32 protein-coding genes and 1 pseudogene are annotated in these 24,543 nt (G+C 70.8%); 27 read left to right on the top strand and 6 right to left on the bottom strand.

The annotated features are described in order from the left end of the window. Window positions 1–3 precede the first annotated feature (3 nt). The 26 genes from rplB (at window position 4) to rplQ (ending at window position 14,480) form a co-directional block, all read left to right on the top strand. Entirely contained in the window at window positions 4–840 is an 837-nt protein-coding gene (rplB, locus tag ABEA77_RS27380; protein WP_345653076.1) for a 50S ribosomal protein L2, read from the top strand. Window positions 841–854: 14 nt separating this feature from the next. Further along, window positions 855–1,136: a 30S ribosomal protein S19 gene (gene rpsS / locus ABEA77_RS27375; RefSeq protein ID WP_030742199.1), complete on the top strand. Its 282-nt coding sequence runs from the start codon at window positions 855–857 to the stop codon at window positions 1,134–1,136. Between the two features lie 43 nt (window positions 1,137–1,179). Continuing rightward, window positions 1,180–1,527, top strand: coding sequence for a 50S ribosomal protein L22 (rplV, locus tag ABEA77_RS27370; protein ID WP_235795694.1), 348 nt, complete (start codon window positions 1,180–1,182; stop codon window positions 1,525–1,527). Further along, window positions 1,527–2,381 carry a 30S ribosomal protein S3 gene (gene rpsC / locus ABEA77_RS27365; RefSeq protein ID WP_345653073.1) on the top strand — a complete coding sequence of 285 codons (855 nt, stop codon included), beginning with the start codon at window positions 1,527–1,529 and terminating at the stop codon, window positions 2,379–2,381. Before rplV ends, rpsC begins: the two co-directional genes overlap by 1 nt. Before the next feature lie 5 nt (window positions 2,382–2,386). Then, window positions 2,387–2,806 (top strand): 50S ribosomal protein L16, encoded by a 420-nt coding sequence (gene rplP, locus ABEA77_RS27360; RefSeq protein ID WP_030903854.1) that lies wholly within the window; start codon window positions 2,387–2,389, stop codon window positions 2,804–2,806. Continuing rightward, window positions 2,806–3,033, top strand: coding sequence for a 50S ribosomal protein L29 (gene rpmC / locus ABEA77_RS27355; RefSeq protein ID WP_345653069.1), 228 nt, complete (start codon window positions 2,806–2,808; stop codon window positions 3,031–3,033). Before rplP ends, rpmC begins: the two co-directional genes overlap by 1 nt. Continuing rightward, the gene (rpsQ, locus tag ABEA77_RS27350) at window positions 3,033–3,320 is read left to right on the top strand and encodes a 30S ribosomal protein S17 (RefSeq protein WP_345653066.1); all 288 of its coding nucleotides are present in this window, start codon (window positions 3,033–3,035) and stop codon (window positions 3,318–3,320) included. The genes rpmC and rpsQ overlap by 1 nt, the downstream gene beginning before the upstream one ends. Before the next feature lie 105 nt (window positions 3,321–3,425). Further along, entirely contained in the window at window positions 3,426–3,794 is a 369-nt protein-coding gene (gene rplN / locus ABEA77_RS27345; RefSeq protein WP_345653063.1) for a 50S ribosomal protein L14, read from the top strand. A 2-nt stretch (window positions 3,795–3,796) separates the two neighbouring features. Next, on the top strand, window positions 3,797–4,120 hold the full coding sequence (gene rplX, locus ABEA77_RS27340) for a 50S ribosomal protein L24 (protein ID WP_345653060.1): 324 nt from the start codon (window positions 3,797–3,799) through the stop codon (window positions 4,118–4,120). After that, window positions 4,120–4,677 (top strand): 50S ribosomal protein L5, encoded by a 558-nt coding sequence (gene rplE / locus ABEA77_RS27335; protein WP_209339858.1) that lies wholly within the window; start codon window positions 4,120–4,122, stop codon window positions 4,675–4,677. Before rplX ends, rplE begins: the two co-directional genes overlap by 1 nt. Before the next feature lie 5 nt (window positions 4,678–4,682). Further along, a complete protein-coding gene (locus ABEA77_RS27330) occupies window positions 4,683–4,868 on the top strand; it encodes a type Z 30S ribosomal protein S14 (protein WP_003956452.1) in 186 nt (61 codons plus the stop codon). A 233-nt stretch (window positions 4,869–5,101) separates the two neighbouring features. Further along, on the top strand, window positions 5,102–5,500 hold the full coding sequence (gene rpsH, locus ABEA77_RS27325) for a 30S ribosomal protein S8 (protein ID WP_345653054.1): 399 nt from the start codon (window positions 5,102–5,104) through the stop codon (window positions 5,498–5,500). A 23-nt stretch (window positions 5,501–5,523) separates the two neighbouring features. Continuing rightward, complete coding sequence (rplF, locus tag ABEA77_RS27320) at window positions 5,524–6,063, top strand: 50S ribosomal protein L6 (protein WP_345653051.1); 540 nt, start codon at window positions 5,524–5,526, stop codon at window positions 6,061–6,063. Between the two features lie 3 nt (window positions 6,064–6,066). Next, window positions 6,067–6,450 (top strand): 50S ribosomal protein L18, encoded by a 384-nt coding sequence (gene rplR, locus ABEA77_RS27315; RefSeq protein ID WP_235795682.1) that lies wholly within the window; start codon window positions 6,067–6,069, stop codon window positions 6,448–6,450. A gap of 46 nt (window positions 6,451–6,496) precedes the next feature. Further along, window positions 6,497–7,102 carry a 30S ribosomal protein S5 gene (gene rpsE, locus ABEA77_RS27310; protein WP_225013398.1) on the top strand — a complete coding sequence of 202 codons (606 nt, stop codon included), beginning with the start codon at window positions 6,497–6,499 and terminating at the stop codon, window positions 7,100–7,102. After that, window positions 7,102–7,284 carry a 50S ribosomal protein L30 gene (rpmD, locus tag ABEA77_RS27305; RefSeq protein ID WP_225013399.1) on the top strand — a complete coding sequence of 61 codons (183 nt, stop codon included), beginning with the start codon at window positions 7,102–7,104 and terminating at the stop codon, window positions 7,282–7,284. Before rpsE ends, rpmD begins: the two co-directional genes overlap by 1 nt. A gap of 1 nt (window position 7,285) precedes the next feature. Beyond that, window positions 7,286–7,741, top strand: coding sequence for a 50S ribosomal protein L15 (gene rplO / locus ABEA77_RS27300; protein WP_345653040.1), 456 nt, complete (start codon window positions 7,286–7,288; stop codon window positions 7,739–7,741). Between the two features lie 251 nt (window positions 7,742–7,992). After that, a complete protein-coding gene (gene secY, locus ABEA77_RS27295; protein WP_345653038.1) occupies window positions 7,993–9,306 on the top strand; it encodes a preprotein translocase subunit SecY in 1,314 nt (437 codons plus the stop codon). Next, window positions 9,306–9,965, top strand: a complete 660-nt coding sequence (locus ABEA77_RS27290; protein WP_345653035.1) for an adenylate kinase — start codon at window positions 9,306–9,308, stop codon at window positions 9,963–9,965. The genes secY and ABEA77_RS27290 overlap by 1 nt, the downstream gene beginning before the upstream one ends. A gap of 144 nt (window positions 9,966–10,109) precedes the next feature. Next, entirely contained in the window at window positions 10,110–10,949 is an 840-nt protein-coding gene (map, locus tag ABEA77_RS27285; protein WP_345653032.1) for a type I methionyl aminopeptidase, read from the top strand. Between the two features lie 290 nt (window positions 10,950–11,239). Next, window positions 11,240–11,461 (top strand): translation initiation factor IF-1, encoded by a 222-nt coding sequence (gene infA, locus ABEA77_RS27280; protein WP_003956442.1) that lies wholly within the window; start codon window positions 11,240–11,242, stop codon window positions 11,459–11,461. Between the two features lie 53 nt (window positions 11,462–11,514). Beyond that, complete coding sequence (rpmJ, locus tag ABEA77_RS27275; RefSeq protein ID WP_030903823.1) at window positions 11,515–11,628, top strand: 50S ribosomal protein L36; 114 nt, start codon at window positions 11,515–11,517, stop codon at window positions 11,626–11,628. A 184-nt stretch (window positions 11,629–11,812) separates the two neighbouring features. Beyond that, the gene (gene rpsM, locus ABEA77_RS27270; RefSeq protein WP_345653029.1) at window positions 11,813–12,193 is read left to right on the top strand and encodes a 30S ribosomal protein S13; all 381 of its coding nucleotides are present in this window, start codon (window positions 11,813–11,815) and stop codon (window positions 12,191–12,193) included. 79 nt (window positions 12,194–12,272) lie between these two features. Beyond that, the gene (rpsK, locus tag ABEA77_RS27265) at window positions 12,273–12,677 is read left to right on the top strand and encodes a 30S ribosomal protein S11 (RefSeq protein WP_007443997.1); all 405 of its coding nucleotides are present in this window, start codon (window positions 12,273–12,275) and stop codon (window positions 12,675–12,677) included. A gap of 116 nt (window positions 12,678–12,793) precedes the next feature. Continuing rightward, window positions 12,794–13,816, top strand: coding sequence for a DNA-directed RNA polymerase subunit alpha (locus ABEA77_RS27260; protein ID WP_143940049.1), 1,023 nt, complete (start codon window positions 12,794–12,796; stop codon window positions 13,814–13,816). A gap of 154 nt (window positions 13,817–13,970) precedes the next feature. After that, the gene (rplQ, locus tag ABEA77_RS27255; RefSeq protein WP_345653024.1) at window positions 13,971–14,480 is read left to right on the top strand and encodes a 50S ribosomal protein L17; all 510 of its coding nucleotides are present in this window, start codon (window positions 13,971–13,973) and stop codon (window positions 14,478–14,480) included. A 116-nt stretch (window positions 14,481–14,596) separates the two neighbouring features. Here rplQ and ABEA77_RS27250 read toward each other — a convergent pair whose 3' ends face one another. From ABEA77_RS27250 to ABEA77_RS27240, 3 genes and pseudogenes are all read right to left on the bottom strand, one after another. Continuing rightward, a complete protein-coding gene (locus ABEA77_RS27250; protein ID WP_345653021.1) occupies window positions 14,597–15,262 on the bottom strand; it encodes a YdcF family protein in 666 nt (221 codons plus the stop codon). Further along, window positions 15,259–15,686 (bottom strand): annotated as a pseudogene (locus ABEA77_RS27245) (UTRA domain-containing protein); the annotation flags it as partial. The gene ABEA77_RS27250 and the pseudogene ABEA77_RS27245, both read right to left, overlap by 4 nt. Before the next feature lie 94 nt (window positions 15,687–15,780). Next, window positions 15,781–16,686, bottom strand: coding sequence for a UTP--glucose-1-phosphate uridylyltransferase (locus ABEA77_RS27240; RefSeq protein ID WP_345653018.1), 906 nt, complete (start codon window positions 16,684–16,686; stop codon window positions 15,781–15,783). Between the two features lie 207 nt (window positions 16,687–16,893). Here ABEA77_RS27240 and truA point away from each other — a divergent pair, with 207 nt between their 5' ends. Further along, entirely contained in the window at window positions 16,894–17,712 is an 819-nt protein-coding gene (gene truA / locus ABEA77_RS27235; protein ID WP_345653115.1) for a tRNA pseudouridine(38-40) synthase TruA, read from the top strand. 48 nt (window positions 17,713–17,760) lie between these two features. On the opposite strand, the gene ABEA77_RS27230 is transcribed toward truA, so the two are convergent. The 3 genes from ABEA77_RS27230 to ABEA77_RS27220 all read right to left on the bottom strand — a co-directional run. Then, entirely contained in the window at window positions 17,761–19,170 is a 1,410-nt protein-coding gene (locus ABEA77_RS27230) for a DUF6177 family protein (protein ID WP_345653015.1), read from the bottom strand. A 22-nt stretch (window positions 19,171–19,192) separates the two neighbouring features. Next, window positions 19,193–23,341: a type VII secretion protein EccCa gene (gene eccCa / locus ABEA77_RS27225; protein WP_345653012.1), complete on the bottom strand. Its 4,149-nt coding sequence runs from the start codon at window positions 23,339–23,341 to the stop codon at window positions 19,193–19,195. Next, on the bottom strand, window positions 23,338–24,543 hold a 1,206-nt coding region (locus ABEA77_RS27220), incomplete at its 5' end, for a CpaE/TadZ family protein (protein WP_345653009.1). The genes ABEA77_RS27220 and eccCa, both read right to left, overlap by 4 nt.

The raw sequence follows: 24,543 nt of genomic DNA, 5'->3' as shown, positions 1-24,543 counted from the left end.
GAAATGGGTATCCGCAAGTACAAGCCGACGACCCCGGGCCGTCGTGGCTCCAGCGTCGCCGACTTTGTCGAGATCACGCGGTCCACGCCGGAGAAGTCGCTGGTCCGTCCCCTGCACAGCAAGGGCGGCCGCAACAACGCCGGTCGTGTGACCGTCCGCCACCAGGGCGGTGGCCACAAGCGCGCCTTCCGCGTCATCGACTTCCGTCGCCATGACAAGGACGGCGTCCCCGCCAAGGTCGCGCACATCGAGTACGACCCCAACCGCACCGCGCGCATCGCGCTGCTCCACTACGCGGACGGCGAGAAGCGCTACATCCTCGCCCCCGCGGGCCTGGAGCAGGGCGCCCGCATCGAGAACGGCCCCGGCGCCGACATCAAGGCGGGCAACAACCTGCCGCTGCGCCACATCCCGGTCGGTACCACGGTGCACGCCATCGAGCTGCGCCCCGGCGGCGGCGCCAAGTTCGCCCGCTCCGCGGGCTCCTCGGTGCAGCTGCTGGCGAAGGAGGGCTCCATGGCCACCCTTCGCATGCCCTCGGGCGAGGTCCGCATGGTCGACGTACGCTGCCGCGCCACCATCGGCGCCGTCGGCAACGCCGAGCAGTCGAACATCAACTGGGGCAAGGCAGGACGCATGCGCTGGAAGGGCGTGCGCCCGACCGTCCGCGGTGTCGCCATGAACCCGGTCGACCACCCGCACGGTGGTGGTGAGGGCAAGACCTCCGGTGGCCGCCACCCGGTGTCGCCGTGGGGTCAGAAGGAAGGTCGTACTCGGGCTCCCAAGAAGGCGAGCAACAAGTACATCGTCCGCCGCCGCAAGACGAACAAGAAGCGCTAGGAGCGGGTTAAAAGATGCCGCGCAGTCTCAAGAAGGGGCCCTTCGTCGACGACCACCTGATCAAGAAGGTGGATGTCCAGAACGAAGCCGGCACCAAGAACGTCATCAAGACCTGGTCCCGTCGCTCGATGATCGTCCCGGCCATGCTGGGCCACACGATCGCGGTGCACAACGGCAAGATCCACGTCCCGGTGTTCATCACCGAGTCGATGGTCGGCCACAAGCTCGGCGAGTTCTCGCCGACTCGCACCTTCCGCGGCCACGTCAAGGACGACCGGAAGTCGAAGCGCCGCTAGCAGCGGGGTGGAACCGATCATGACTAACACCGAAGGGACAACCATGGAAGCCAGGGCCCAGGCGCGGTACATCCGCGTCACGCCCATGAAGGCCCGCCGTGTGGTGGACCTCATCCGTGGCATGGACGCCACGGAGGCTCAGGCGGTCCTGCGTTTCGCCCCGCAGGCCGCGAGTGAGCCCGTTGGCAAGGTGCTGGACAGCGCCATCGCCAACGCCGCCCACAACTACGACCACACCGACGCCACGTCGCTGTTCATCAGCGAGGCGTACGTGGACGAGGGTCCGACGCTCAAGCGCTTCAGGCCGCGTGCCCAGGGCCGCGCGTACCGGATCCGCAAGCGGACCAGCCACATCACCGTGGTCCTCAGCAGCAAGGAAGGAACCCGGTAATGGGCCAGAAGGTAAACCCGCACGGGTTTCGGCTCGGCATCACCACGGACTTCAAGTCCCGCTGGTACGCCGACAAGCTGTACAAGGACTACGTCAAGGAAGACGTCGCCATCCGCAGGATGATGACGAAGGGCATGGAGCGGGCCGGCATCTCCAAGGTGGAGATCGAGCGCACCCGCGACCGCGTCCGCGTCGACATCCACACCGCCCGGCCGGGCATCGTCATCGGCCGCCGCGGCGCGGAGGCCGACCGCATCCGCGGCGAGCTGGAGAAGCTCACCGGCAAGCAGGTCCAGCTGAACATCCTTGAGGTCAAGAACCCCGAGACGGATGCCCAGCTGGTCGCGCAGGCCGTCGCCGAGCAGCTGTCCTCCCGCGTCTCCTTCCGTCGCGCCATGCGCAAGAGCATGCAGTCGACGATGAAGGCCGGCGCCAAGGGCATCAAGATCCAGTGCGGTGGCCGCCTCGGCGGCGCCGAGATGTCCCGCTCGGAGTTCTACCGCGAGGGCCGCGTGCCCCTGCACACGCTCCGCGCCAACGTCGACTACGGCTTCTTCGAGGCCAAGACCAGCTTCGGCCGCATCGGCGTGAAGGTCTGGATCTACAAGGGCGACGTCAAGAACATCGCTGAGGTCCGCGCGGAGAACGCCGCGGCTCGCGCCGGCAACCGTCCGGCCCGTGGCGGCAGCGACCGCCCGGCCGGCCGCGGTGGCCGCGGTGGCGAGCGCGGCGGCCGTGGTCGCAGGCCGCAGCAGCAGGGCGACCGGCAGAGCCCGGCGACCGAGGCCCCCAAGGCCGAGGAAGCCGCGGCTGCCACGCCGGCCCCTGCCGAGAGCACCGGAACGGAGGCCTGACCGCCATGCTGATCCCGCGTAGGGTCAAGCACCGCAAGCAGCACCACCCGAAGCGCAGCGGTATGTCCAAGGGTGGTACGCAGGTCACGTTCGGCGAGTACGGCATCCAGGCGCTGACCCCGGCGTACGTGACGAACCGCCAGATCGAGGCCGCCCGTATCGCCATGACCCGCCACATCAAGCGTGGCGGCAAGGTCTGGATCAACATTTACCCGGACCGTCCGCTGACGAAGAAGCCCGCCGAGACCCGCATGGGTTCCGGCAAGGGTTCTCCCGAGTGGTGGATCGCGAACGTCAAGCCCGGTCGGGTGATGTTCGAGCTGTCCTACCCGAACGAGAAGACCGCTCGTGAGGCGCTCACCCGCGCTGCTCACAAGCTCCCGATGAAGTGCCGGATCGTGCGGCGCGAGGCAGGTGAGGCGTGATGTCGGCCGGTACCAAGGCGTCCGAACTGCGCGAGCTGGGCAACGAGGAGCTCGTCGGCAAGCTCCGGGAGTCCAAGGAGGAGCTGTTCAACCTCCGCTTCCAGGCGGCGACAGGACAGCTTGAGAACCACGGCCGCCTCAAGGCCGTGCGCAAGGACATCGCGCGGATCTACACCCTGATGCGTGAGCGCGAGCTGGGCATCGAGACAGTGGTGGAGAGCGCCTGATGAGCGAGAGCAACGTGACTGAGACGAACACCGCCCAGCGCGGTTTCCGCAAGACCCGTGAGGGCCTGGTCGTCAGCGACAAGATGGACAAGACCGTCGTCGTCGCCGTCGAGGACCGCGTCAAGCACGCGCTGTACGGCAAGGTCATCCGCCGTACGAACAAGCTCAAGGCCCACGACGAGCAGAACGCCGCCGGCATCGGCGACCGTGTCCTCCTGATGGAGACGCGGCCGCTGTCCGCGACCAAGCGCTGGCGCGTCGTCGAGATTCTCGAAAAGGCCAAGTAAACCCCTCCGAGGGGGAGTTCGCCCCCTCGGATCAGTTCCGCCAGGCTCCGGGGGCCACCGCTTGCGGCAGCCCCCGGGGAACCGGCAGACGATCAGGAGATAGACGTGATCCAGCAGGAGTCGCGACTGCGTGTCGCCGACAACACGGGTGCGAAGGAGATCCTCACCATCCGTGTTCTCGGTGGCTCCGGCCGCCGCTACGCGGGTATCGGTGACGTCATCGTCGCCACCGTCAAGGACGCGATCCCCGGTGGCAACGTGAAGAAGGGTGACGTCGTCAAGGCGGTCATCGTTCGCACCGTGAAGGAGCGTCGTCGCCAGGACGGCTCGTACATCCGCTTCGACGAGAACGCCGCCGTCATTCTGAAGAACGACGGCGACCCCCGCGGCACCCGCATCTTCGGCCCCGTGGGTCGTGAGCTGCGCGAGAAGAGGTTCATGAAGATCATCTCTCTCGCCCCGGAGGTGCTGTGAGTATGAAGATCAAGAAGGGCGACCTGGTCCAGGTCATCACCGGTAAGGACAAGGGCAAGCAGGGCAAGGTCATCGTGGCCTACCCCGCGCGCGACCGCGTCCTCGTCGAGGGTGTCAACCGGGTCAAGAAGCACACCAAGACCGGCCAGACCGCTCGTGGTTCGCAGACCGGCGGCATCATCACCACCGAGGCGCCGATCCACGTCTCCAACGTCCAGCTGGTCGTGGAGAAGGACGGCAAGAAGGTCGTGACCCGCGTCGGTTACCGCTTCGACGAAGACGGCAACAAGATCCGCGTTGCCAAGCGGACCGGTGAGGACATCTGATGGCTACCACCACTGCGCCGCGTCTGAAGACGCGCTACCGCGAGGAGATCGCGGGCAAGCTGCGTGACGAGTTCAAGTACGAGAACGTCATGCAGACCCCCGGCCTGGTCAAGATCGTGGTCAACATGGGTGTGGGCGACGCCGCCCGCGACTCGAAGCTGATGGACGGTGCGATCCGGGACCTCACCGCGATCACCGGCCAGAAGCCCGCCGTCACCAAGGCCCGCAAGTCCATCGCGCAGTTCAAGCTGCGCGAGGGCCAGCCGATCGGCTGCCACGTCACGCTCCGCGGCGACCGCATGTGGGAGTTCCTGGACCGTACGCTGTCGCTCGCGCTGCCGCGTATCCGTGACTTCCGCGGCCTGTCCCCGAAGCAGTTCGACGGTCGTGGCAACTACACCTTCGGTCTCACGGAGCAGGTCATGTTCCACGAGATCGACCAGGACAGGATCGACCGGGTCCGGGGCATGGACATCACCGTGGTCACCACGGCGACCAATGACGACGAGGGTCGTGCCCTGCTGCGTCACCTCGGCTTCCCGTTCAAGGAGATGTGACCGACGTGGCGAAGAAGGCTCTGATCGCTAAGGCCGCCCGCAAGCCGAAGTTCGGTGTGCGCGCGTACACCCGCTGCCAGCGCTGTGGCCGGCCCCACTCCGTGTACCGCAAGTTCGGCCTGTGCCGTGTGTGCCTTCGCGAGATGGCGCACCGCGGCGAGCTGCCGGGCGTCACCAAGAGCTCCTGGTAGTCCCTTCCCGGACACCCGGAGTCTCTCGGTAGGCAACTGGTGGGCAGGAGCCCCTCCCCGCATGGCTTAGGCTGGTGGGGTCGGGCCTCTGCCGCCCGACATCAGCGGGCCCGTCGGCCCGCACGTGCTGCTTACTACGCCGTAGGTCCCCGCGTCACACCTGCCCCGTCTCGGTTCGGGGAGAGGGACGACGCATACAGGAAACCCCGGCGAGAGAGGCCGAAGGCCAATTCATGACCATGACTGATCCCATCGCAGACATGCTCACGCGTCTGCGGAACGCGAACTCGGCGTACCACGACTCCGTGGTGATGCCGCACAGCAAGATCAAGTCGCACATCGCCGAGATCCTCCAGCAGGAGGGTTTCATCACCGGCTGGAAGACCGAGGACGCCGAGGTCGGCAAGAACCTCGTCCTGGAGCTGAAGTTCGGCCCGAACCGCGAGCGTTCGATCGCCGGCATCCGGCGCATCTCCAAGCCGGGTCTCCGCGTGTACGCGAAGTCCACCAACCTGCCGAAGGTCCTCGGCGGTCTGGGCGTGGCGATCATCTCCACGTCCCACGGCCTCCTGACCGGCCAGCAGGCGCAGAAGAAGGGCGTGGGTGGGGAAGTCCTCGCCTACGTCTGGTAGTCGGGAACGGAAGGAGAAAGCTCATGTCGCGTATCGGCAAGCTCCCCATCCAGGTTCCCGCCGGTGTGGACGTCACCATCGACGGCCGTACGGTCTCCGTGAAGGGCCCCAAGGGCTCCCTCTCGCACACCGTCGCTGCTCCGATCGATGTCACCAAGGACGACGACGGCGTCATCAGCGTCACGCGTCCCAACGACGAGCGTCAGAACAGGTCGCTGCACGGCCTGTCCCGCACGCTGGTGGCGAACATGATCACCGGCGTGACCCAGGGGTACACCAAGGCGCTCGAAATCAGCGGTGTCGGTTACCGCGTCCAGGCGAAGGGCTCCAACCTGGAGTTCGCGCTTGGCTACAGCCACCCGATCACGGTCGAGGCGCCCGAGGGCATCAGCTTCAAGGTCGAGTCGCCCACGAAGTTCTCGGTCGAGGGCATCGACAAGCAGAAGGTCGGCGAGGTCGCCGCCAACATCCGCAAGCTGCGCAAGCCCGACCCGTACAAGGCCAAGGGCGTCAGGTACGCGGGCGAGGTCATCCGCCGCAAGGTCGGAAAGGCTGGTAAGTAAGCCATGGCATACGGTGTGAAGATCGCCAAGGGCAACGCGTACAAGGCCGCTGCCATCAAGCGCCGTCACATCCGCGTCCGCAAGCGGATCTCGGGCACGCCCGAGCGCCCCCGCCTCGTCGTGACGCGTTCGAACCGCCACATGGTGGCGCAGGTCGTCGACGACATCGCGGGCCACACGCTCGCGTCGGCGTCGACCCTCGACACCTCCATCCGCGGCACGGACGGCGACAAGAGCGAGCTGGCGAAGAAGGTCGGTTCCCTGGTCGCGGAGCGCGCCAAGGCCGCCGGCATCGAGGCCGTCGTGTTCGACCGTGGTGGCAACAAGTACGCCGGGCGGATTGCCGCTCTGGCTGACGCCGCCCGCGAAGCCGGACTGAAGTTCTAAGACCGGTTCCCACGCACAGCGGACGTAACAGAGAGAGGTAATTCCAATGGCTGGACCCCAGCGCCGCGGCAGCGGTGCCGGTGGCGGCGAGCGGCGGGACCGGAAGGGCCGTGACGGTGGCGCCTCTGCCGCCGAGAAGACCGCATACGTTGAGCGCGTCGTCGCGATCAACCGTGTCGCCAAGGTTGTGAAGGGTGGTCGTCGCTTCAGCTTCACCGCGCTGGTCGTGGTGGGCGACGGTGACGGCACCGTGGGTGTCGGCTACGGCAAGGCCAAGGAGGTGCCGGCCGCCATCGCCAAGGGTGTCGAGGAGGCCAAGAAGCACTTCTTCAAGGTCCCCCGTATCCAGGGCACCATCCCCCACCCCATCCAGGGCGAGAAGGCCGCGGGCGTCGTCCTGCTGAAGCCTGCTTCCCCCGGTACGGGTGTGATCGCCGGTGGCCCGGTGCGCGCCGTTCTGGAGTGCGCGGGCGTCCACGACATCCTGTCGAAGTCGCTCGGCTCCGACAACGCGATCAACATCGTGCACGCGACGGTGGCGGCCCTCCAGGGCCTCCAGCGCCCCGAGGAGATCGCGGCCCGCCGCGGCCTGCCCCTTGAGGACGTCGCCCCCGCGGCTCTGCTGCGTGCTCGTGCGGGAGCGGGTGCGTAATGGCCCGCCTCAAGATCACGCAGACGAAGTCGTACATCGGCAGCAAGCAGAACCACCGCGAGACGCTGCGTTCGCTCGGGCTCAAGCGCCTGCACGACGTCGTCGTCAAGGAGGACCGCCCCGAGTTCCGCGGCATGGTGCAGACCGTCCGCCACCTCGTGACGGTCGAGGAGGTCGACTGACATGGCGGAGCAGAAGCCGCTGAAGGTCCACAACCTCCGTCCTGCCCCGGGCGCCAAGACCGCCAAGACCCGTGTGGGTCGTGGTGAGGCGTCCAAGGGCAAGACCGCTGGTCGTGGCACCAAGGGCACGAAGGCCCGCTACCAGGTTCCGGAGAGCTTCGAGGGCGGGCAGATGCCCCTCCACATGCGTCTCCCGAAGCTGCGGGGCTTCAAGAACCCGTTCCGCACCGAGTACCAGGTCGTCAACCTGGACAAGCTCTCGGCCCTCTACCCGGAGGGTGGCGAGGTCACGGTTGACGACCTCGTCGCCAAGGGCGCGGTGCGCAAGAACAGCCCGGTCAAGGTGCTTGGCCAGGGCGAGATCTCCGTGGCGCTGACGGTGTCGGTGGACGCCGCCTCCGGCTCCGCCAAGGAGAAGATCACCGCCGCGGGCGGTACGGTCACCGAGTCCGCCTGAGCGGAGACGGCACCGTCCGGGTCCGCTCAGGCGGACTCGAAGGACTGAAACATCCGACCGGGGATGCCTCTGTGAAAGGGGTATCCCCGGTTGGTCGTTCCGCCGGAGCCACTGCCGCCGGTATGGTGGCGTGGATTGTTGCTCCACCCACCGGGTTCCCCGACCGCCACAGGGGGTCCCCGGGACCCGAATCCGTCGTTCCTCAAGACCGTCACCTCTGACGCACTGGCGCGGGGGTCGCAGGAGGCACCGTGCTCACCGCGTTCGCCCGGGCGTTCAGGACGCCCGACCTGCGCAAGAAGCTGCTTTTCACGCTCGGCATCATCGTGCTGTACCGGCTCGGCGCGCACATCCCGATCCCCGGCGTGAGCTACGAGAACGTACAGACCTGCGTGGACGCCGCCCAGAAGGGCAACAGCAGCCTGTTCGGCCTGGTGAACATGTTCAGCGGCGGGGCGCTGCTCCAGATCACGCTGTTCGCGCTCGGGATCATGCCGTACATCACCGCGAGCATCATCCTCCAGCTGCTGACCGTCGTGATCCCCCGGCTCGAAGCCCTCAAGAAAGAGGGCCAGTCGGGGCAGACGAAGATCACGCAGTACACCCGCTACCTGACGGTCGCGCTCGCCATCCTCCAGGGCACGGGCCTCGTGGCCACCGCCCGCAGCGGCGCCCTCTTCCAGGGCTGCCCGGTCGCGTCGGACATCGTCCCCGACCACTCGCTGTTCATGACCATCACGATGGTCATCACGATGACGTCGGGCACCGCGATGGTCATGTGGCTCGGCGAGCTGATCACCGACCGCGGCATCGGCAACGGCATGTCGATCCTGATGTTCGTCTCCATCGCGTCCGGCTTCCCCGGCACGCTGTGGTCGATCAAGGAGAGCGGCTCGCTGGCCGGCGGCTGGATCAACTTCGGCGGCGTCATCCTCATCGGCTTCGTGATGGTCGGCCTCGTGGTCTTCGTCGAGCAGGCGCAACGCCGCATCCCCGTCCAGTACGCGAAGCGGATGATCGGCCGTCGCTCCTACGGCGGGACCTCGACGTACATCCCCCTCAAGGTGAACCAGGCCGGTGTGATCCCGGTCATCTTCGCCTCTTCGCTGCTGTACATCCCCGCGCTGATCGCGCAGTTCTCCAGCTCCACCTCGGGTTGGAAGACCTGGATCCAGGACAACTTCGTCAAGGGTGACCACCCGTACTACGTGACGGCCTACTTCCTGTTGATCGTGTTCTTCGCCTTCTTCTACGTGGCGATCTCGTTCAACCCCGAGGAAGTGGCCGACAATATGAAGAAGTATGGTGGCTTCATCCCAGGTATTCGCGCCGGTCGTCCGACCGCTGAGTACCTGAGCTACGTGCTCAACCGGATCACGTGGCCGGGTTCGCTGTACCTGGGGCTGATCGCTCTCGCGCCGACGGTGGCGTTGGCGAGCTATGGCGGTGCGGGCAACTCGATCGGTGGCACCAGCATCCTGATCATCGTGGGTGTGGGTCTGGAGACCGTGAAGCAGATCGAGAGCCAGCTCCAGCAGCGCAACTACGAAGGGTTCCTCCGCTGATGCGAATCGTCCTCGTCGGGCCACCTGGTGCGGGCAAGGGTACGCAGGCCGCGTACCTGGCCAAGAACCTCTCCATCCCGCACATCTCCACCGGTGACCTCTTCCGCGCCAACATCAGCCAGGGCACGCCCCTCGGCAAGAAGGCCAAGGAGTACATCGACGCGGGCGAACTGGTACCGGACGAGGTGACGATCGGCATGGCGCGGGACCGCATGTCCCAGCCCGACGCCGGGAGCGGCTTCCTGCTCGACGGCTTCCCGCGCAACGTCGCGCAGGCCGAGGCGCTCGACGAGGCGCTCCGCGAGGACGGCGCGGCGCTGGACGCGGTGCTCGACCTGGAGGTCCCCGAGGACGAGGTGGTCAAGCGGATCGCCGGCCGCCGCATCTGCCGCAACGACAGCGCGCACGTCTTCCACGTCACGTACAACCCGCCAAGGACCGAGGGCGTCTGCGACGTCTGCGGCGGCGAGCTGTACCAGCGCGCGGACGACAGCGAGGAGACCGTGCGCAAGCGCCTTGAGGTCTACCACACGCAGACCGAGCCCATCGTCGACTACTACCGGGGCCAGGGCCTGGTGGTCACCATCTCGGCGCTCGGCAAGGTCGGCGACGTGACCGAGCGCGCGATGTCGGCGCTCGGGCGCGACGCCGCGGCGTGAGCGCCGCGGTACGAGGAGCACTCGCCCCGGGCCGCCCCGGGAGCGGGCAGGCATGACGGCCGTGGTGTCCGATGGGCGCCACGGCCGTACCGTTCGACGAGCACACGGCACCGACGGTTCCGCTGGGAAGGCGCAGGCACGGACATGGTGGAGATCAAGAACCCCGGGCAGATCGCGAAGATGCGCGAGGCGGGCCTGGTCGTCGCCGCGGTCCACGCGGCCACGGCCGAGGCCGCGGTGCCGGGGGCGACCACCAGGGACCTCGACGAGGTGGCCCGCAAGGTGCTCGCCGAGCACGGCGCGAAGTCGAACTTCCTGGGCTACGGCGGCTTCCCCGCGACGATCTGCACGTCCGTGAACGATGTCGTCGTCCACGGCATCCCCGACGACAAGACGGTCCTCAAGGACGGCGACATCATCTCGGTCGACGCCGGCGCGGTCGTGGACGGCTGGCACGGCGACGCCGCGTACACGGCCTTCGTCGGCACCGGTCACTCCCCGGAGCTGGTGGAGCTCTCCCGGGTGACCGAGGAGTCCATGTGGGCCGGCATCGCCGCCATGAAGAACGGCAACCGGCTGATCGACGTGTCCCGCGCGATCGAGACGTACATCCGCCGGCAGCCGAAGCCGGGCGGCGGGAAGTACGGGATCATCGAGGACTACGGCGGCCACGGCATCGGCTCGGCCATGCACATGGACCCGCACCTGCTGAACTACGTCTCCCGCAAGCGCGGCAAGGGCCCGAAACTGGTGCCCGGCTTCTGCCTGGCGATCGAGCCGATGGTCTCGCTCGGCACCCCGCTGACGGAGGTCATGTCCGACGAGTGGACCGTGGTCACGCTCGACCACACCTGGTCGTCGCACTGGGAGCACTCGATCGCGCTGACCGAGGAGGGACCGCTCGTCCTCACCGCGGTCGACTGCGGGCGGGCGAAGCTCGCGGAGCTGGGCGTGACGGCCGCGCCCGACCCGCTGGCCTCCTGAGGCTGAGCGGCGTGGGACCCGCGCGTTCCCCGGTAGGCCCTCGCGTCCCGGGCGTCCTGCCGGGCCTTCGCGTCCCGGACGCCCCGAGCCGCCGCCCGCGGTCCGCGAGGGTGCCCCCTCAGGAGTGAGGGGAGTGTGTGTCCCGCTTAGGGATCGCCCCGAGTGGGCAAACTCCACGGATTCGTCTTTTGCCGAGCGCTGCCGTAGACTGACGCGTCGGCTCTGGTGCACCCGTGTGTCGTCACACGGTGGCCGGAATCGATCAAGGTAGCCGATTCGAAGGGCGAAGCGTGGCCAAGAAGCAAGGTGCCATCGAAATTGAGGGCACCGTGATCGAGTCCCTCCCGAACGCCATGTTCAAGGTGGAGCTCCAGAACGGTCACAAAGTCCTCGCGCACATCAGCGGCAAGATGCGGATGCACTACATCCGTATCCTCCCGGATGACCGGGTCGTCGTGGAACTCTCCCCGTACGACCTCACGCGCGGCCGGATCGTCTACCGATACAAGTAGATCTTGCGGGGCCCCGTGCGGGTGCCCGCACTGACCCGGAGAACCTCAATCCCATGAAGGTCAAGCCGAGCGTCAAGAAGATCTGCGACAAGTGCAAGGTGATCCGCCGCAACGGCAGGGTCATGGTCATCTGCGACAACCTGCGCCACAAGCAGCGCCAGGGCTGACGCGGGCAACCGCCCCGTACGCACTTCTCGTATCTCTTCGCGCGACGCGAGCAGCACCGTAACAACGCAGTACCCGGCGCCCCCGTATGACGGGGCCGCTGACACCCCCGGTGGAGGCCGGGGACCCGGACGCCATCCGGGAACGGCACTGCGGCAGACCTCCGACATCAACCAGGAGCCATGAATGGCACGCCTCGCAGGCGTTGACCTTCCGCGCGAGAAGCGCGTCGAGGTCGCCCTCACCTACGTCTTCGGTATCGGGCGCACCCGGTCCAAGGAGACCCTCGCCGCCACCGGCGTCGACCCCGACACCCGCGTCCGCGACCTTCCCGAGGAAGACCTCGTCAAGATCCGGGAGTACGTCGACGCGAACCTCAAGACCGAGGGTGACCTCCGTCGCGAGATCGCCGCCGACATCCGCCGCAAGGTCGAGATCGGCTGCTACCAGGGTCTGCGTCACCGCCGTGGCCTGCCCGTGCACGGTCAGCGCACGAGCACCAACGCGCGTACCCGCAAGGGTCCGCGTCGCGCGATCGCCGGCAAGAAGAAGCCCGGCAAGAAGTAGTCCGCAGCAGGACACCACGCTTCACCAGCGGTCTTCGCTGTAGGACCGACCACCTCCCCTCCGTAGGAGATAACCCGACATGCCCCCTAAGGGACGTCAGGGCGCGACCAAGAAGGTGCGCCGCAAGGAAAAGAAGAACGTCGCTCACGGCCACGCGCACATCAAGAGCACGTTCAACAACACGATCGTCTCGATCACCGACCCCACGGGCAACGTGATCTCCTGGGCCTCCGCCGGCCACGTCGGCTTCAAGGGCTCGCGCAAGTCGACCCCCTTCGCCGCGCAGATGGCCGCCGAGTCGGCCGCCCGCCGCGCGCAGGAGCACGGCATGCGCAAGGTGGACGTCTTCGTCAAGGGTCCCGGCTCCGGCCGTGAGACCGCGATCCGCTCCCTCCAGGCCACCGGCCTGGAGGTCGGCTCGATCCAGGACGTGACGCCGACCCCGCACAACGGCTGCCGTCCGCCGAAGCGCCGCCGCGTCTGAGGCAGGCACCCGGGGTACGGGCGGCACGACGCGGATCCGTTCGCGCCGGGTCGCCCGTACCCTTGTAGTACTGAAGGGCGTCAAATAGCGGGCGCCCCCAACAGAAGGACTGACCCATGCTTATCGCTCAGCGTCCGTCGCTGACCGAAGAGGTCGTCGACGAGTACCGCTCCCGGTTCGTGATCGAACCGCTGGAGCCGGGCTTCGGCTACACCCTCGGCAACTCCCTCCGCCGTACGCTCCTCTCCTCGATCCCCGGTGCCGCGGTCACCAGCATCCGGATCGACGGGGTCCTGCACGAGTTCACCACCGTGCCGGGCGTCAAGGAGGACGTGACCGACCTCATCCTCAACATCAAGCAGCTGGTCGTCTCCTCGGAGCACGACGAGCCGGTCGTGATGTACCTGCGCAAGCAGGGCCCCGGCCTGGTCACCGCGGCGGACATCGCGCCGCCCGCCGGTGTCGAGGTGCACAACCCCGACCTGGTCCTCGCCACGCTGAACGCCAAGGGCAAGCTGGAGATGGAGCTGACCGTCGAGCGCGGTCGCGGCTATGTCTCCGCCGTCCAGAACAAGCAGGTGGGCCAGGAGATCGGCCGGATCCCGGTCGACTCGATCTACTCGCCCGTGCTCAAGGTCACGTACAAGGTCGAGGCCACGCGTGTCGAGCAGCGGACCGACTTCGACAAGCTGATCGTCGACGTCGAGACCAAGCAGGCCATGCGGCCGCGCGACGCCATGGCGTCCGCGGGCAAGACGCTGGTCGAGCTGTTCGGCCTGGCGCGCGAGCTCAACATCGACGCCGAGGGCATCGACATGGGCCCGTCGCCGACGGACGCGGCGCTCGCCGCCGACCTGGCGCTGCCGATCGAGGAGCTGGAGCTCACGGTCCGCTCGTACAACTGCCTCAAGCGCGAGGGCATCCACTCGGTGGGCGAGCTGGTGGCCCGGTCCGAGGCGGACCTCCTCGACATCCGCAACTTCGGCGCGAAGTCGATCGACGAGGTCAAGGCGAAGCTGGCCGGCATGGGCCTGGCCCTCAAGGACAGCCCGCCCGGATTCGACCCGACCGCCGCCGCCGACGCCTTCGGCGCCGACGACGACGCGGACGCCGGGTTCGTGGAGACCGAGCAGTACTGAGTGCTCCGGGTGCCGCGCGGCCTCCCCGGCCGCGCGGCACCGCCGCGCTCGCGGGCCGCACCGGGCCCGCACCCGAAGCCTCCGGCGGGCGACCGCCCGCCGGACCTGCCACCGGTACCTGATACGGCCGGTGCAGACATGAAGGAGAACCACCATGCCGAGGCCCACCAAGGGTGCCCGACTGGGCGGCAGCGCCGCGCACGAGAAGCTGCTCCTCGCGAACCTCGCGAAGGCGCTGTTCGAGCACGGCCGCATCAAGACGACCGAGGCGAAGGCCCGCCGCCTGCGTCCGGTCGCCGAGCGCCTGATCACCAAGGCGAAGAAGGGCGACATCCACAACCGTCGCCTGGTGCTGCGCACGATCACGGACAAGAGCGTCGTCCACACGCTGTTCACCGAGATCGGCCCGCGGTACGAGAACCGTCCGGGTGGCTACACCCGCATCACCAAGATCGGCAGCCGCCGCGGCGACAACGCGCCCATGGCGGTCATCGAGCTGGTGGAGGCCCTGACCGTGGCCCAGCAGGCCACCGGCGAGGCCGAGGCCGCGACGAAGCGCGCGGTCAAGGAGGACGCCCAGAAGCAGGCGCCCGCCGAGACCGAGCAGGTCGAGGACGCGGCTCCGGTCGAGGACGCCAAGCCCGCCGAGGACGAGTCGAAGTAGGACCGCTCCCCGCCCGGCGCGCGAGCGCCGCGGGCCCGGCGAAGGCCCGCACCCCTCAGGGGGCGCGGGCCTTCGCCGCGTCCGGGCGGGGGCTCCCCGGCGTCCCGGCACGGGGCTCAGCGAGAAGTTGCCGGGTCCTGCACCAGACGGCTGGTGAAGCCCTGGGCCCGCAGCCGGTCGAAGGACGCGGCCACCGCGGCGGGAACGTCCTGAGTGATCATGAAGCCCCGCTCGGGGTGGACCACCAGCCGGTGTTGCGCGCCGACCAGCATGTCCAGGACCAGGCGCTCGTCCCCGATGGACGCGACGTACTCGCCGAGCGTCATGGGCGTGGACGCGCAGACCCAGTCGGCCTCCGGCCAGAGCTTGCGGGCGGTGGCGTACGCACGGCGTTCCTCGTAGGGCTTGCTGACCAGCAGGACAGAGGCCACGTCGATGTGCCGCTCGGTGAGCAGAGCCCGTGAGAAGCGGATGTTCTCGCCGGTGTTCCGCGCCCGGGGCTGCACCAGCACGGCGTCGGCCGGGACGCCCCGCTCCAGCGCGCGGCGACAGTAGTGCTCCGCCTCGCCGAGCGGCATGCGCTCGCGCGTCGTCGCGCTGGTCGCTCCGGTGAACACGATCAGCGGCACCATGCCCTGGTGGTACAGGCCCGCGGTGGTATCCGCCACACCGAGGTCGTGGCTGCCGAGCCCGATGCCGACCGAGCAGGGGAGCGGCTCGTGCCCCATCTGCTGGAAGTTCCAGAGACGCTGCGCGTCGGCCCAGGTCCGTTCCGAGATCATGCCTTCGCGCCTTTCCCGGGCGCCGAGTCCGGCACCTCGAAGTCGCAGGTCCACGCGAAGCGCGCCGCCGCGTGGACGCCTATGGCGAACCCGACGACCGTACCGTCAGCGGTCCAGGCGGTCCGATGCAGCTCCATGACCCATTCGCCGGGGGTGAGCTGGAGCGTCCTGGCCTCGTCAGCTGCCGGTGCGCGGGCGAACAGCTCCTCTCGCATGTGGTCGATCTCGTATCCGGCGTCGAAGAGAACGCTGAAACCCCGCCGCCCCTGCCCGCCGGGCCCGGTGCGGGATCGACGAGTCGGGTCCCCTCGACGTGTTCTGGGCGGTAGTAGCTGGCGAGCGTGTGGGTCGGCCGGCCGTCTTCTCTGACGAGCCGCGCTCTCGCGTAGCCCGGTGCGCCCTCCGGCAGCCCACTCGTGGCCGCGCTCGCGGACGGCTGGGGGGTGCGGGAGCGCGCGCCGGGCAAGACGGTGTGGTGTACGTGGCGGACCGTGCCCGAAGCGTAGGGGCCCGATGGCTCAGGTCTTCGCGGGGCCGTCCAGGGTGTGGGTCATGGCGCGGAGCAGGGGGCCGTACTCGGGGTGGGAGAGGGCCGAGGCGAACTGGGCGACGAGGTAGTCGGCGGGGTTGCCGGTGTCGTACCAGTTGCCGCGGATGACCTGGCCGTAGACCGCGTGGCTGCCGGCGTAGGCGTTGATCGCGTCCGTGAGGTAGATCTCGCCCTCGCGGCGGTCGTACCAGCGCCTGGTCTGTTCGCGCAGCTCGTCGACGATGCCCGGGGTGATCACGTATCCGCCGATCGCGGCGAACGCGGAGGGCGCGTCCTGTGGGGCCGGCTTCTCCACGAGGCCGGTGATGCGGAGCTGGCCGTCGCCGAGGTCCTCCTTGACGACGGGGACGCCGTAGCGGCCGGAGTCCGCCGGCTCGATGGGCAGCAGTGCGAGGACGGGGCAGCTGGTCGCCTCGTACGCGCGGATGAGCTGCTGGGCGCGCGGGACCTCGGCGACGAAGACGTCGTCGGGCCAGAGCACCAGCATCGGCTCGTCGCCGAAGTTGCGGGCCGCGTTCAGGACCGGGGTGCCGTTGCCGTACGGGCCGTGCTGGTCCAGATACGTGATGTGGCCGAGGCGCGACAGCTCGCCGACCTCCTCGACGGCGTCCGCGTACGCGGTCTTGCCGTCCGCGCGCAGCCGCGCGACCAGGGCCGGGTTGGGCCTGAAGTGGTCCTGGATGAGGCTCTTGCCGCCGGAGACCACGATGGTGATGTCCGTGATCCCGGACGCCACCAGCTCGCGCACGGTGTGTTCGATGACCGGCTTGTCGCCGACCGGCAGCATTTCCTTCGGGATGGCCTTCGTCAGCGGCAGGAGCCGCGATCCGAGGCCCGCCGCGGGGATGACTGCCCTGCGGATGGTGGTCGCCATGCGTCCTACGCCTCTCACGGGGGTGCTGGTGGGACAGTTTGCACGCTACCGCCCGAAGCTGTCGCGGGGCTGTCCTGAGGCTGTGCGGACCGTGCCCGGCACGCCTGGGAGTATGGGGGTGTGAGGGTGAGCGGTGAGGACAGCGGGGACCGGGCGGCAGGGCCGGCGGCGGACGGCGGCGAGGGCCCTGCGCCCGGTTTCGTACGGGTGCGGCTCGACCTGTCGTACGACGGGGCGGGTTTCTCCGGCTGGGCGAGGCAGCGGGCGCGCCGCACCGTGCAGGGCGAGATCGAGGACGCGCTGCGCACGGTGACCAGGTCGGCGGAGACGTACGAGCTGACGGTCGCGGGCCGCACGGACGCGGGTGTGCACGCGCGCGGCCAGGTCGCGCACGCCGACCTGCCGGCCGAGGTGTGGGCCGCGCACCGGGACAAGCTGCTGCGGCGCCTCGCGGGGCGGCTCCCGCACGACGTGCGGGTGTGGCGCGCGGCCGAGGCGCCCGCCGGGTTCAACGCGCGCTTCTCCGCGGTGTGGCGGCGCTACGCCTACCGCGTCACCGACCACCCCGGCGGGGTCGACCCGCTGCTGCGCGGCCATGTGCTGTGGCACGACTGGACGTTGGACGTCGATGCGATGAACGACGCGTCGGCGCGGCTGCTCGGCGAGCACGACTTCGCCGCGTACTGCAAGCGGCGGGAGGGCGCGACGACGATCCGCACGCTCCAGCGCCTCGACTGGGCGCGCGGTGACGACGGGGTGGTCACGGGCACGGTGCGGGCCGACGCGTTCTGCCACAACATGGTGCGCTCGCTGGTGGGCGCGCTGCTGTTCGTCGGCGACGGGCACCGGGGCCCCGAGTGGCCGGCGAAGGTGCTCGCCGCGGGCGTGCGGGACTCGGCGGTCCATGTGGTGAGGCCGCACGGCCTGACGCTTGAGGAAGTCGGCTATCCGCCGGACGACCTGCTGGCCGCGCGGAACAGGCAGGCGCGCAACAAGCGGACGCTGCCGGGGAGTTCCTGCTGCTGAGGGCGCGGGGGCGCGGGGGCCTGCCGGGCCGGGCGCGTGCGGCCCGGCTCAGGCCGGGCGGCGGGCCAGGTGCGTGGTGAGGGTTTCGAGCGCGGCCCAGGACGCGGCGTCGGTGCCGTCGCCCAACGGGTAGTGCAGGGCGGGCGCGCCCGCCGCGCCGAGCTGCACGGGGCGGCCGGGCAGCGGCGGGCGGCGGGCGTGCGTCAGGGTGGTCTCGGCGACCGCGGCCGAGCCCAGCGTGTACGAGACGGGGACCGGCGGCGCCTCGAAGGCCGCGGGCACGGTCAGGTCGCGGCGGGCTGCGCGCACGCCCGTCACCATCGACGCGAGGCCGTGCCGGGCGACCAGGGTCCTGGCGAGCGACTCGGCCTTGTCCAGGGGGAGTTCCTCGCCGGGGCCGTGGCCGATGGCGAGGGTGACGTCCTCCTCGACGCCCGCCGCGGTGCGGCTGATCCGCAGGACCGCGAGTGCGGGCCTGTCGGGGTGCCCGGTCACGGCGAGGAAGGTGGGGCGCGGCGCACGCTCCCTGGCGAGCTCCGTCAACTGCCGTGGCGACCAAGGCAGGTTCACCGGTTCCGCGGTGCCCCAGCCCGCGGGCGGCGCGCCGGTCAGCTCGCGCCAGGCCGCCTCGACGGAGGCGCCGACGGCGAGGTCGGCATCCGGCGCGTGCAGGGTCCGGTAGGAGACGGTGAACTGCCGGTCGGCCGTGGGGGAGGACGGCCGGAAGGCCGGGGCGACGCGCCCCGCGCCGTCCGGGGCCGCGAGAGGGGTGAACGCGCCGTCGTGCCAATGGAGTTCGGCGCCGGACAGGCCGTCGTAGTAGCCGGAGGAGTCCCCGACGACCCACCGGTTCGGGGTGCCGCCGAGCGCGAGGCGCACCGGGAGGCTCAGCCGCGCGCCGGGCGGCGAGACGATCTGGAGCGCCCTGTCCGTCGCCACGCACACCCGCAGCACGTCGGAGAGCCACGCGGACAGGGCGACAGGCGAGCGGTCCGAGATGACGACGGCGGCCTTGTCGGTGACGACGTCGACGGCGGGCAGCGCCTCGTGCGGCGCGGGCGCCGCCGCGACCTCGGAGTCGACGGGCACCACGCCGAGGGTCGTCACGGCGTGCGCGGGGTGACAGGCGCCGTCGAGGAGCAGCGCGAGGCGGCCCGCTACGGAACCGGCGAGCGTGACGGCTTCGGGGACCGCGGTGGACGCGCGGACCTCCGTCCACCAGACGGGCTCGGCCCGCGCCGCGTCCCGGCCGAGCAGCCGGGCCGTCTCGCCCGGTACCTGGACGAGCACGGGCGCCTCCACCGACACCAGCGGCCTGCCGCCCGCGCCGGTCAGCTGGATCACCGCGCCGTCCGCGACGCTCGCCAGGTACTGGTCGGGCCCGGCCGCGTAGAGGCCTGCCAGCAGGCGCCAGGTGTCCGGCATCTCCCGGGTGACGACGACGATGTCCTTGGTCACGGCTTCCCGTCCTCGGTCGCGTTCACGGCTGCTCGGTGCGGGCGAGCGCGGTCTGGATCAGCCGGCCGGGGCGCCCGCGCCGTACGAGGGTGCCGCGGCCCGGCGGCTGCGGCGACGCGTACACGGAAGGGAACAGCTGGCCCTCGGCGCGCTCGCCGTTCATCACGAGCGCCGCGGTGCCGGTCTCGCGCAGCGCCGTCAGGAACGGCTCGTACAGGGCGCGCGAGGAGCCCGCGACGCGGCGCGCCACCACGAAGTGCAGACCGATGTCCTGCGCGAACGACAGATACGGCAGGAACGGCGCGAGGGGCTGCTGCCCGGCCGTCGTCAGGATGTCGTAGTCGTCCACGAGGACCACGATCCGCGGCCCGGCGAACGGGACGTCGCCGGCCGCGGGCCCCGGGCCGCCCTCGGGTCCCTCCGGGCCGTCGTCGGGCAGCCGCTTCTCCAGCTCCTTCGCGATGCCGGTGGCCAGCGCCCCGGCCAGCTTCGCGTTGTGCGCGTAGCCGCCGCGGTACGGCTCGGGCACCGCGTCCCTGAGGCCGCGCCGCGGGTCGAAGACGGCGAAGACCAGTTCGTCGTCCGGGTACCGGTCGACGAGTTCGTGTGCCACGAGCCGCAGCAGGTTCGTCTTGCCGCACTCGTCGTCGCCGAGCACCACCAGGTGCTGGTCGCGGCCGAACAGGTCGAGCAGGACGGGCGCCAGGGTGTCCTGGTCCACGCCGATCGGCGCCCTGTGCGGCTCCGCCGCGGGCGACGGCAGCTTCGCCGCGGGCAGCCGCGTCGGCAGCACACGGACGGGCGCGGCGAGTTCGCCGTGCCAGGTGTCGCGCACGATGCGGGCGGCCTCGTCGAGCGCGGCGGCGAGCCCGGCGGCGGTGGCGCGCCCGTCGACGCGGGGCAGCGCGGTCTGCGCGAACAGCTTCGTGTCGGTGAGGGCCCTGCCGTGCTCCTGCGGCCCGATGGTCTGGGCGAGTTTGCGGTCCACGGCCGAGTCGGCGGGGTCGCCGAGGCGCAGCTCGATCCTGCTGCCGAACATCGACTGGTTCGCCAGCCGCACGTCGTTCCAGCGCAGCATCGACACCACCACGTGCACGCCGTAGCCGCCGCCGCGCTTGAGCAGGTCGGTGACCGCGTCGTCCAGGGCGTCGAACTCGTCGCGCAGCGTGCCGTACCCGTCGATCAGGAGGACCACGTCGGTGGCGGCGAGCCCCGGCAGCCGCCCCTCGGCGCGCAGCTGCCGCAGCTGGTCGACGGAGTCGATGGCGTGCTCGCGGAACAGCTGCTCGCGCTGGGCGAGCATCGCCCGCACCTCGGCGACCGTGCGCGCGCACCGCTCCCGGTCGGCGCGGCCCGCGACGCCGCCCACGTGCGGCAGCCCGGCGAGCGCGGTCAGGCCGCCGCCCATCAGGTCGAGGCAGTAGACGGCCACGTCGCGCGGGGTGTGGGTGAGCGCGAGCGACAGGGCGAGGGTGCGCAGCAGTGTCGTCTTGCCGGACTGCGGGCCGCCGATCACCGCGGTGTGGCCGCCCGCGACGGTCAGGTCGTGCGCCCAGGGCCCGCGCCACTGCTTCGCCGGGTCGTCCAGCACGCCGAGCGGCACCCGCAGTGTGCCGGGCCGCTGCGCCAGGTGCAGGCCGTGCTCGGACACCGACACCGGGCCCGCGGCCTCGTCGAGCGGGAGCGCCTCGGGCAGCGGCGGCAGCCAGATCCTGCGCACCGGCTCGCCCGCGCCGCGCAGCCCGTCCACCATCACGGAGAGCACGGTGGGTCCGGTCTCCCGCGCGGTGGCGGCGGGTTCGGGCCCCGCGTCCTCGCCTTCCCCGGGGGTGTCGGCGTCGTCCGCGCCGCCGAACAGCCCGCCGCCCAGCGCGGCCGACGTGTTGAACGTCGGGTACGGGACCGCGCGCGGCCCCTCCTCCGCGGCGTCCCGCGCCACGGGACCGCGGTGCGCGCCGGAGACGTAACCCGCCTTGAACCGCGTGTACGTGGACGTGTCGACCTTCAGGTAGCCGAAGCCCGGCAGGGGCGGCAGCAGGAACGCGTCCGTGGTGTCGAGGACCGTACGGGACTCGTCGGCGGAGAAGGTGCGCAGACCGAGCCGGTACGACAGGTAGGTGTCGAGGCCTTTCAGTTTGCCGCCCTCGATGCGCTGGCTCGACAGCAGCAGATGGACGCCGATCGACCGGCCGATCCGGCCGATCGACAGGAACAGGTCGATGAACTCCGGTTTGGCGGTGAGGAGTTCACCGAACTCGTCGATGACGACGAACAGGTGGGGGAGCGGTTCGAGCCCCCGCTCGGGATGCTCGGCGCGCACCGCGGCGTACTGGCCGATGTCGGCGAGGTTCCCCGCGTCCTTCAGCACCTGCTGGCGGCGCCTGACCTCGCCCGCGAGGCTGGTGTGGACGCGTTCGACCAGGCCCGCCTGGTTCTCCAGGTTGGTGATGACGCCGGCGACGTGCGGCAGGCCGTCGAACGGCGCGAACGTCGCGCCGCCCTTGTAGTCCACGAGCACGAGCGCCAGGTCCTCCGGCGGGTGCGTCGCCACCAGCGCGAGCACCAGCGTGCGCAGCAGCTCCGACTTGCCCGAGCCGGTCGCCCCCACGCACAGGCCGTGCGGGCCCATGCCCAGCTGTGAGGACTCCTTGAGGTCGAGCAGCACGGGCGCGTGCCGGTCGTCCACCCCGATCGGCACCCGCAGGAAGTCGCGCTCGCCGCGCGCCGCCCACAGCCGCGCCACGTCGAGCGCGCCCGGGTCGTCCACGCCGAGCAGCGCGGGGAAGTCGACGGGGCCCGTCACGGGCCCCGACCCGTCCGCCGCGGACTCGGGGGACAGCCGCAGCGGCGCGAGCAGCCTGGCGACGCCCTCGGCGCCCGCCGCGGTCACCTCGTCCGCGGTGCCGTGGACGGTGTCCGGGTCGCCCGGGGCCCGCGCCTCGGTGTGCCCGGCGCCGGCGCCCACGGTTCCCGCTGCGGCGGCGGACCGCGGCCCGGGGACGCGGCTGCCGGGCGCCGCCCGTCCCGCCTCGCGCGGCCGCAGGTCGCGCACGGACACCCGGTCGCCGTCCACCACGATCCGCACCGCGACCTCGTCGGGCTCGTGCACCTGCTCCGCCAGCAGGTGCACCACCGTCACGCCCATCTCGCGCAGGCCCACCGCCACGTCGGGGCGCGGGAGTTCGACGGCCGGACCGCCGTGCTCGTCGCTGAGGACCAGCAGCCGCAGCGCCCGCTCGTCAGAAAGGCCGCGCCGCACCTCGGCCGCGTACGAGGCACGGCGCGCCAGGTCGCGCCGCAGCACCCGCGCGAGCTGCGGCGGCGAGGGCGCGAAGCGGCGCGCGGCCGAGGGCCCGTCCTGCTCCTGCGGCTCCAGCACGTGCGGCAGCCACTTGGCCCACTCCCAGTCGGGGAGCCGGTCGCCCGGCACGGACACCGCGACCGCCACGTCGTCGGGCGCGTGCAGCGCCGCCGTCTGCACCAGCAGCGCGCGCGCCACCCGCAGCACGTCCTCCCGCGCGCCGATCACACTGACGTCGCCCGCGCGGTCCAGCGGCACCGTCAGGGGGAAGTCCGAGACCCGGGGGAACCGGGCGAGCAGCGCGTTCGCCTCGTTCAGCATGAACGGGTCGGGCGGCGTCAGCACACCGGAGGCGCCGGCGCCGATCGCGAGGTCGTGCACCGGCACGTCGCCCGTGCCGATCCGCACCCGCAGGAAGTCCCGGTCCTGGCGCCTGCGTTCCCAGGCGCGTGCCGGGTCCCGCACGATGTCGTAGAGGGCGCCCGGCGGGGGATCGAGCAGCTGCGCCTGCTCCCGCAGGCGCTGCTCGGAGGCGCCCAAATCCTCGCGCAGGCCCTCCAGGTACTCCAGATAGCGCTCGCGCTGGGTACGGCGCAACCGCTGCGCCTTGCCGCGCTGCGACCAGTACAGGGTGAGCGCGCCCGCCAGCGCGAGCACCAGCACGATCGCGCCGACCGCCGCGAACTGGCTGTTGCGGATGATCGTCATCATCACGACGGAGCTCATCACGCCGACCATCGGCAGCAGCGCCGTCGCGGCGCTGCCCGAGCGCCCCTCCGGCAGGTTCGGCGGTGCCTCCACCACCCGCGTGCCGGCCGCTTCGAGCGGCCGGGAGCCGCGGGCGGGACGGTGGACGACCCGCTGGGTCACCGGGGCGCCCCTGCGGAGGGCTGCCGCACGGCACGGTCCAGCGCGTGCGCCGCGAGCGTGGTCGCGGCCAACCGGGTTCGCGCGCCGAGGAGTTCGGTGCGCAGGGCCCCGCCGCCCGCGAGGTGCCTGTCGTACGGCAGGACGACGACCTCGGCGCCCGTGGTCCGCAGCTCGGCTGCCGCGCGCTCCGTGTCCAGCACCTGGTGCGGCGCCGCGCAGGTCAGTGCGACGACCGTGCTCGGCAGCACCGGCACGGGCAGCGACGCCATCCAGTCGAGCACCGTACGGGTCGACGCCACGCCCTCGACGGTCGCGGGCGCGGCGAGCACCCGGGTGTGCGCGGTGTCGAGCGCCGTGCGGGCCACTTCGCCCGGCACGCTCTCGCAGTCCACCACCGTCACCGCGAAGTACCGGCGCAGCGCGACCATCACCGTGCGGTAGGCGGGCACGTCGATCCGCGCGCCCACGTCGCCCTTGCTGCCGGGCAGCAGCCAGCCGCCGTCGTCCAGCGGCACCAGGTACCCGGTCACGTCCGTGAGCCGCATCGACGGCCTGACGATCCCCGCCAGGTCCGCCGTCGTCCACCGCACGGGCCCCGCGCCGAGCCGCCCGGCCAGCGTGCCGAGCGCGGCGTCCGCCTCCAGGGTGAGCACGGGGTCGTGCCGGTAGTGGTTGAACGTACGGCTCAGCAGCGCGGCCACGGTCGTCTTGCCGGACCCGCCGCGGATGCTCGTCACGACGATGTGCCGCCCGGTGGTCACCGGCTGCTGCACCCGCTCGGCGAGCCCGGTCGCGTCGCTCACCGCACGCGCCGCGGACGACCCGAGCGCGGCCCGCAGCGCCCGCAGCGTCCGCGTGGCGAGCGGATCCCCGTGCAGGGGCCGCGGTGCGGGGCGCGGGGTGCGCGGGGTCTGGGGCGTGGGGAGGGGCGGGAGCGGGGATTGCCGGTGTGCGGGCTGCTGGTACGGGGGCTGCTGGGCTCCGGGCTGCTGGTACGGGGGCTGGGCCGGGGGTTGCGGCTGGGCCGCGGCGTGGGCGTACGGGTACGGGTCGGGCTGCGCGGCCCGCGCCGCGGGGGGACCCACCGGGGCGGAAGGCGCGGTGGGGGCGGGAGTCGCGGGGGCGCCGGGCCTCGGAGCCGTATCCGGTGGGGTGTCCTGAGCCGTACAGGGGGAGCGGACGGCCAGGCCCCGCTCGGTGTC

The sequence above is a fragment of the Streptomyces tremellae genome (assembly GCF_039540215.1).
Classification (GTDB): Bacteria; Actinomycetota; Actinomycetes; order Streptomycetales; family Streptomycetaceae; genus Streptomyces; species Streptomyces tremellae.
The sequence above is the reverse complement of the archived record's forward strand: the minus strand, read 5'-3'. Positions and strand labels throughout refer to the sequence as shown.

What these genes read in the sequence shown, in the direction of transcription:
- rplB (WP_345653076.1), top strand. Translation starts at nt 4, where the DNA reads ATGGGTATCCGCAAGTACAAGCCGACGACCCCGGGCCGTCGTGGCTCC.
- rpsS (WP_030742199.1), top strand. Translation starts at nt 855, where the DNA reads ATGCCGCGCAGTCTCAAGAAGGGGCCCTTCGTCGACGACCACCTGATC.
- rplV (WP_235795694.1), top strand. Translation starts at nt 1,180, where the DNA reads ATGGAAGCCAGGGCCCAGGCGCGGTACATCCGCGTCACGCCCATGAAG.
- rpsC (WP_345653073.1), top strand. Translation starts at nt 1,527, where the DNA reads ATGGGCCAGAAGGTAAACCCGCACGGGTTTCGGCTCGGCATCACCACG.
- rplP (WP_030903854.1), top strand. Translation starts at nt 2,387, where the DNA reads ATGCTGATCCCGCGTAGGGTCAAGCACCGCAAGCAGCACCACCCGAAG.
- rpmC (WP_345653069.1), top strand. Translation starts at nt 2,806, where the DNA reads ATGTCGGCCGGTACCAAGGCGTCCGAACTGCGCGAGCTGGGCAACGAG.
- rpsQ (WP_345653066.1), top strand. Translation starts at nt 3,033, where the DNA reads ATGAGCGAGAGCAACGTGACTGAGACGAACACCGCCCAGCGCGGTTTC.
- rplX (WP_345653060.1), top strand. Translation starts at nt 3,797, where the DNA reads ATGAAGATCAAGAAGGGCGACCTGGTCCAGGTCATCACCGGTAAGGAC.
- rplE (WP_209339858.1), top strand. Translation starts at nt 4,120, where the DNA reads ATGGCTACCACCACTGCGCCGCGTCTGAAGACGCGCTACCGCGAGGAG.
- rpsH (WP_345653054.1), top strand. Translation starts at nt 5,102, where the DNA reads ATGACCATGACTGATCCCATCGCAGACATGCTCACGCGTCTGCGGAAC.
- rplF (WP_345653051.1), top strand. Translation starts at nt 5,524, where the DNA reads ATGTCGCGTATCGGCAAGCTCCCCATCCAGGTTCCCGCCGGTGTGGAC.
- rplR (WP_235795682.1), top strand. Translation starts at nt 6,067, where the DNA reads ATGGCATACGGTGTGAAGATCGCCAAGGGCAACGCGTACAAGGCCGCT.
- rpsE (WP_225013398.1), top strand. Translation starts at nt 6,497, where the DNA reads ATGGCTGGACCCCAGCGCCGCGGCAGCGGTGCCGGTGGCGGCGAGCGG.
- rpmD (WP_225013399.1), top strand. Translation starts at nt 7,102, where the DNA reads ATGGCCCGCCTCAAGATCACGCAGACGAAGTCGTACATCGGCAGCAAG.
- rplO (WP_345653040.1), top strand. Translation starts at nt 7,286, where the DNA reads ATGGCGGAGCAGAAGCCGCTGAAGGTCCACAACCTCCGTCCTGCCCCG.
- ABEA77_RS27290 (WP_345653035.1), top strand. Translation starts at nt 9,306, where the DNA reads ATGCGAATCGTCCTCGTCGGGCCACCTGGTGCGGGCAAGGGTACGCAG.
- map (WP_345653032.1), top strand. Translation starts at nt 10,110, where the DNA reads ATGGTGGAGATCAAGAACCCCGGGCAGATCGCGAAGATGCGCGAGGCG.
- rpmJ (WP_030903823.1), top strand. Translation starts at nt 11,515, where the DNA reads ATGAAGGTCAAGCCGAGCGTCAAGAAGATCTGCGACAAGTGCAAGGTG.
- rpsM (WP_345653029.1), top strand. Translation starts at nt 11,813, where the DNA reads ATGGCACGCCTCGCAGGCGTTGACCTTCCGCGCGAGAAGCGCGTCGAG.
- rpsK (WP_007443997.1), top strand. Translation starts at nt 12,273, where the DNA reads ATGCCCCCTAAGGGACGTCAGGGCGCGACCAAGAAGGTGCGCCGCAAG.
- ABEA77_RS27260 (WP_143940049.1), top strand. Translation starts at nt 12,794, where the DNA reads ATGCTTATCGCTCAGCGTCCGTCGCTGACCGAAGAGGTCGTCGACGAG.
- rplQ (WP_345653024.1), top strand. Translation starts at nt 13,971, where the DNA reads ATGCCGAGGCCCACCAAGGGTGCCCGACTGGGCGGCAGCGCCGCGCAC.
- ABEA77_RS27250 (WP_345653021.1), bottom strand. Translation starts at nt 15,262, where the DNA reads ATGATCTCGGAACGGACCTGGGCCGACGCGCAGCGTCTCTGGAACTTC.
- ABEA77_RS27240 (WP_345653018.1), bottom strand. Translation starts at nt 16,686, where the DNA reads ATGGCGACCACCATCCGCAGGGCAGTCATCCCCGCGGCGGGCCTCGGA.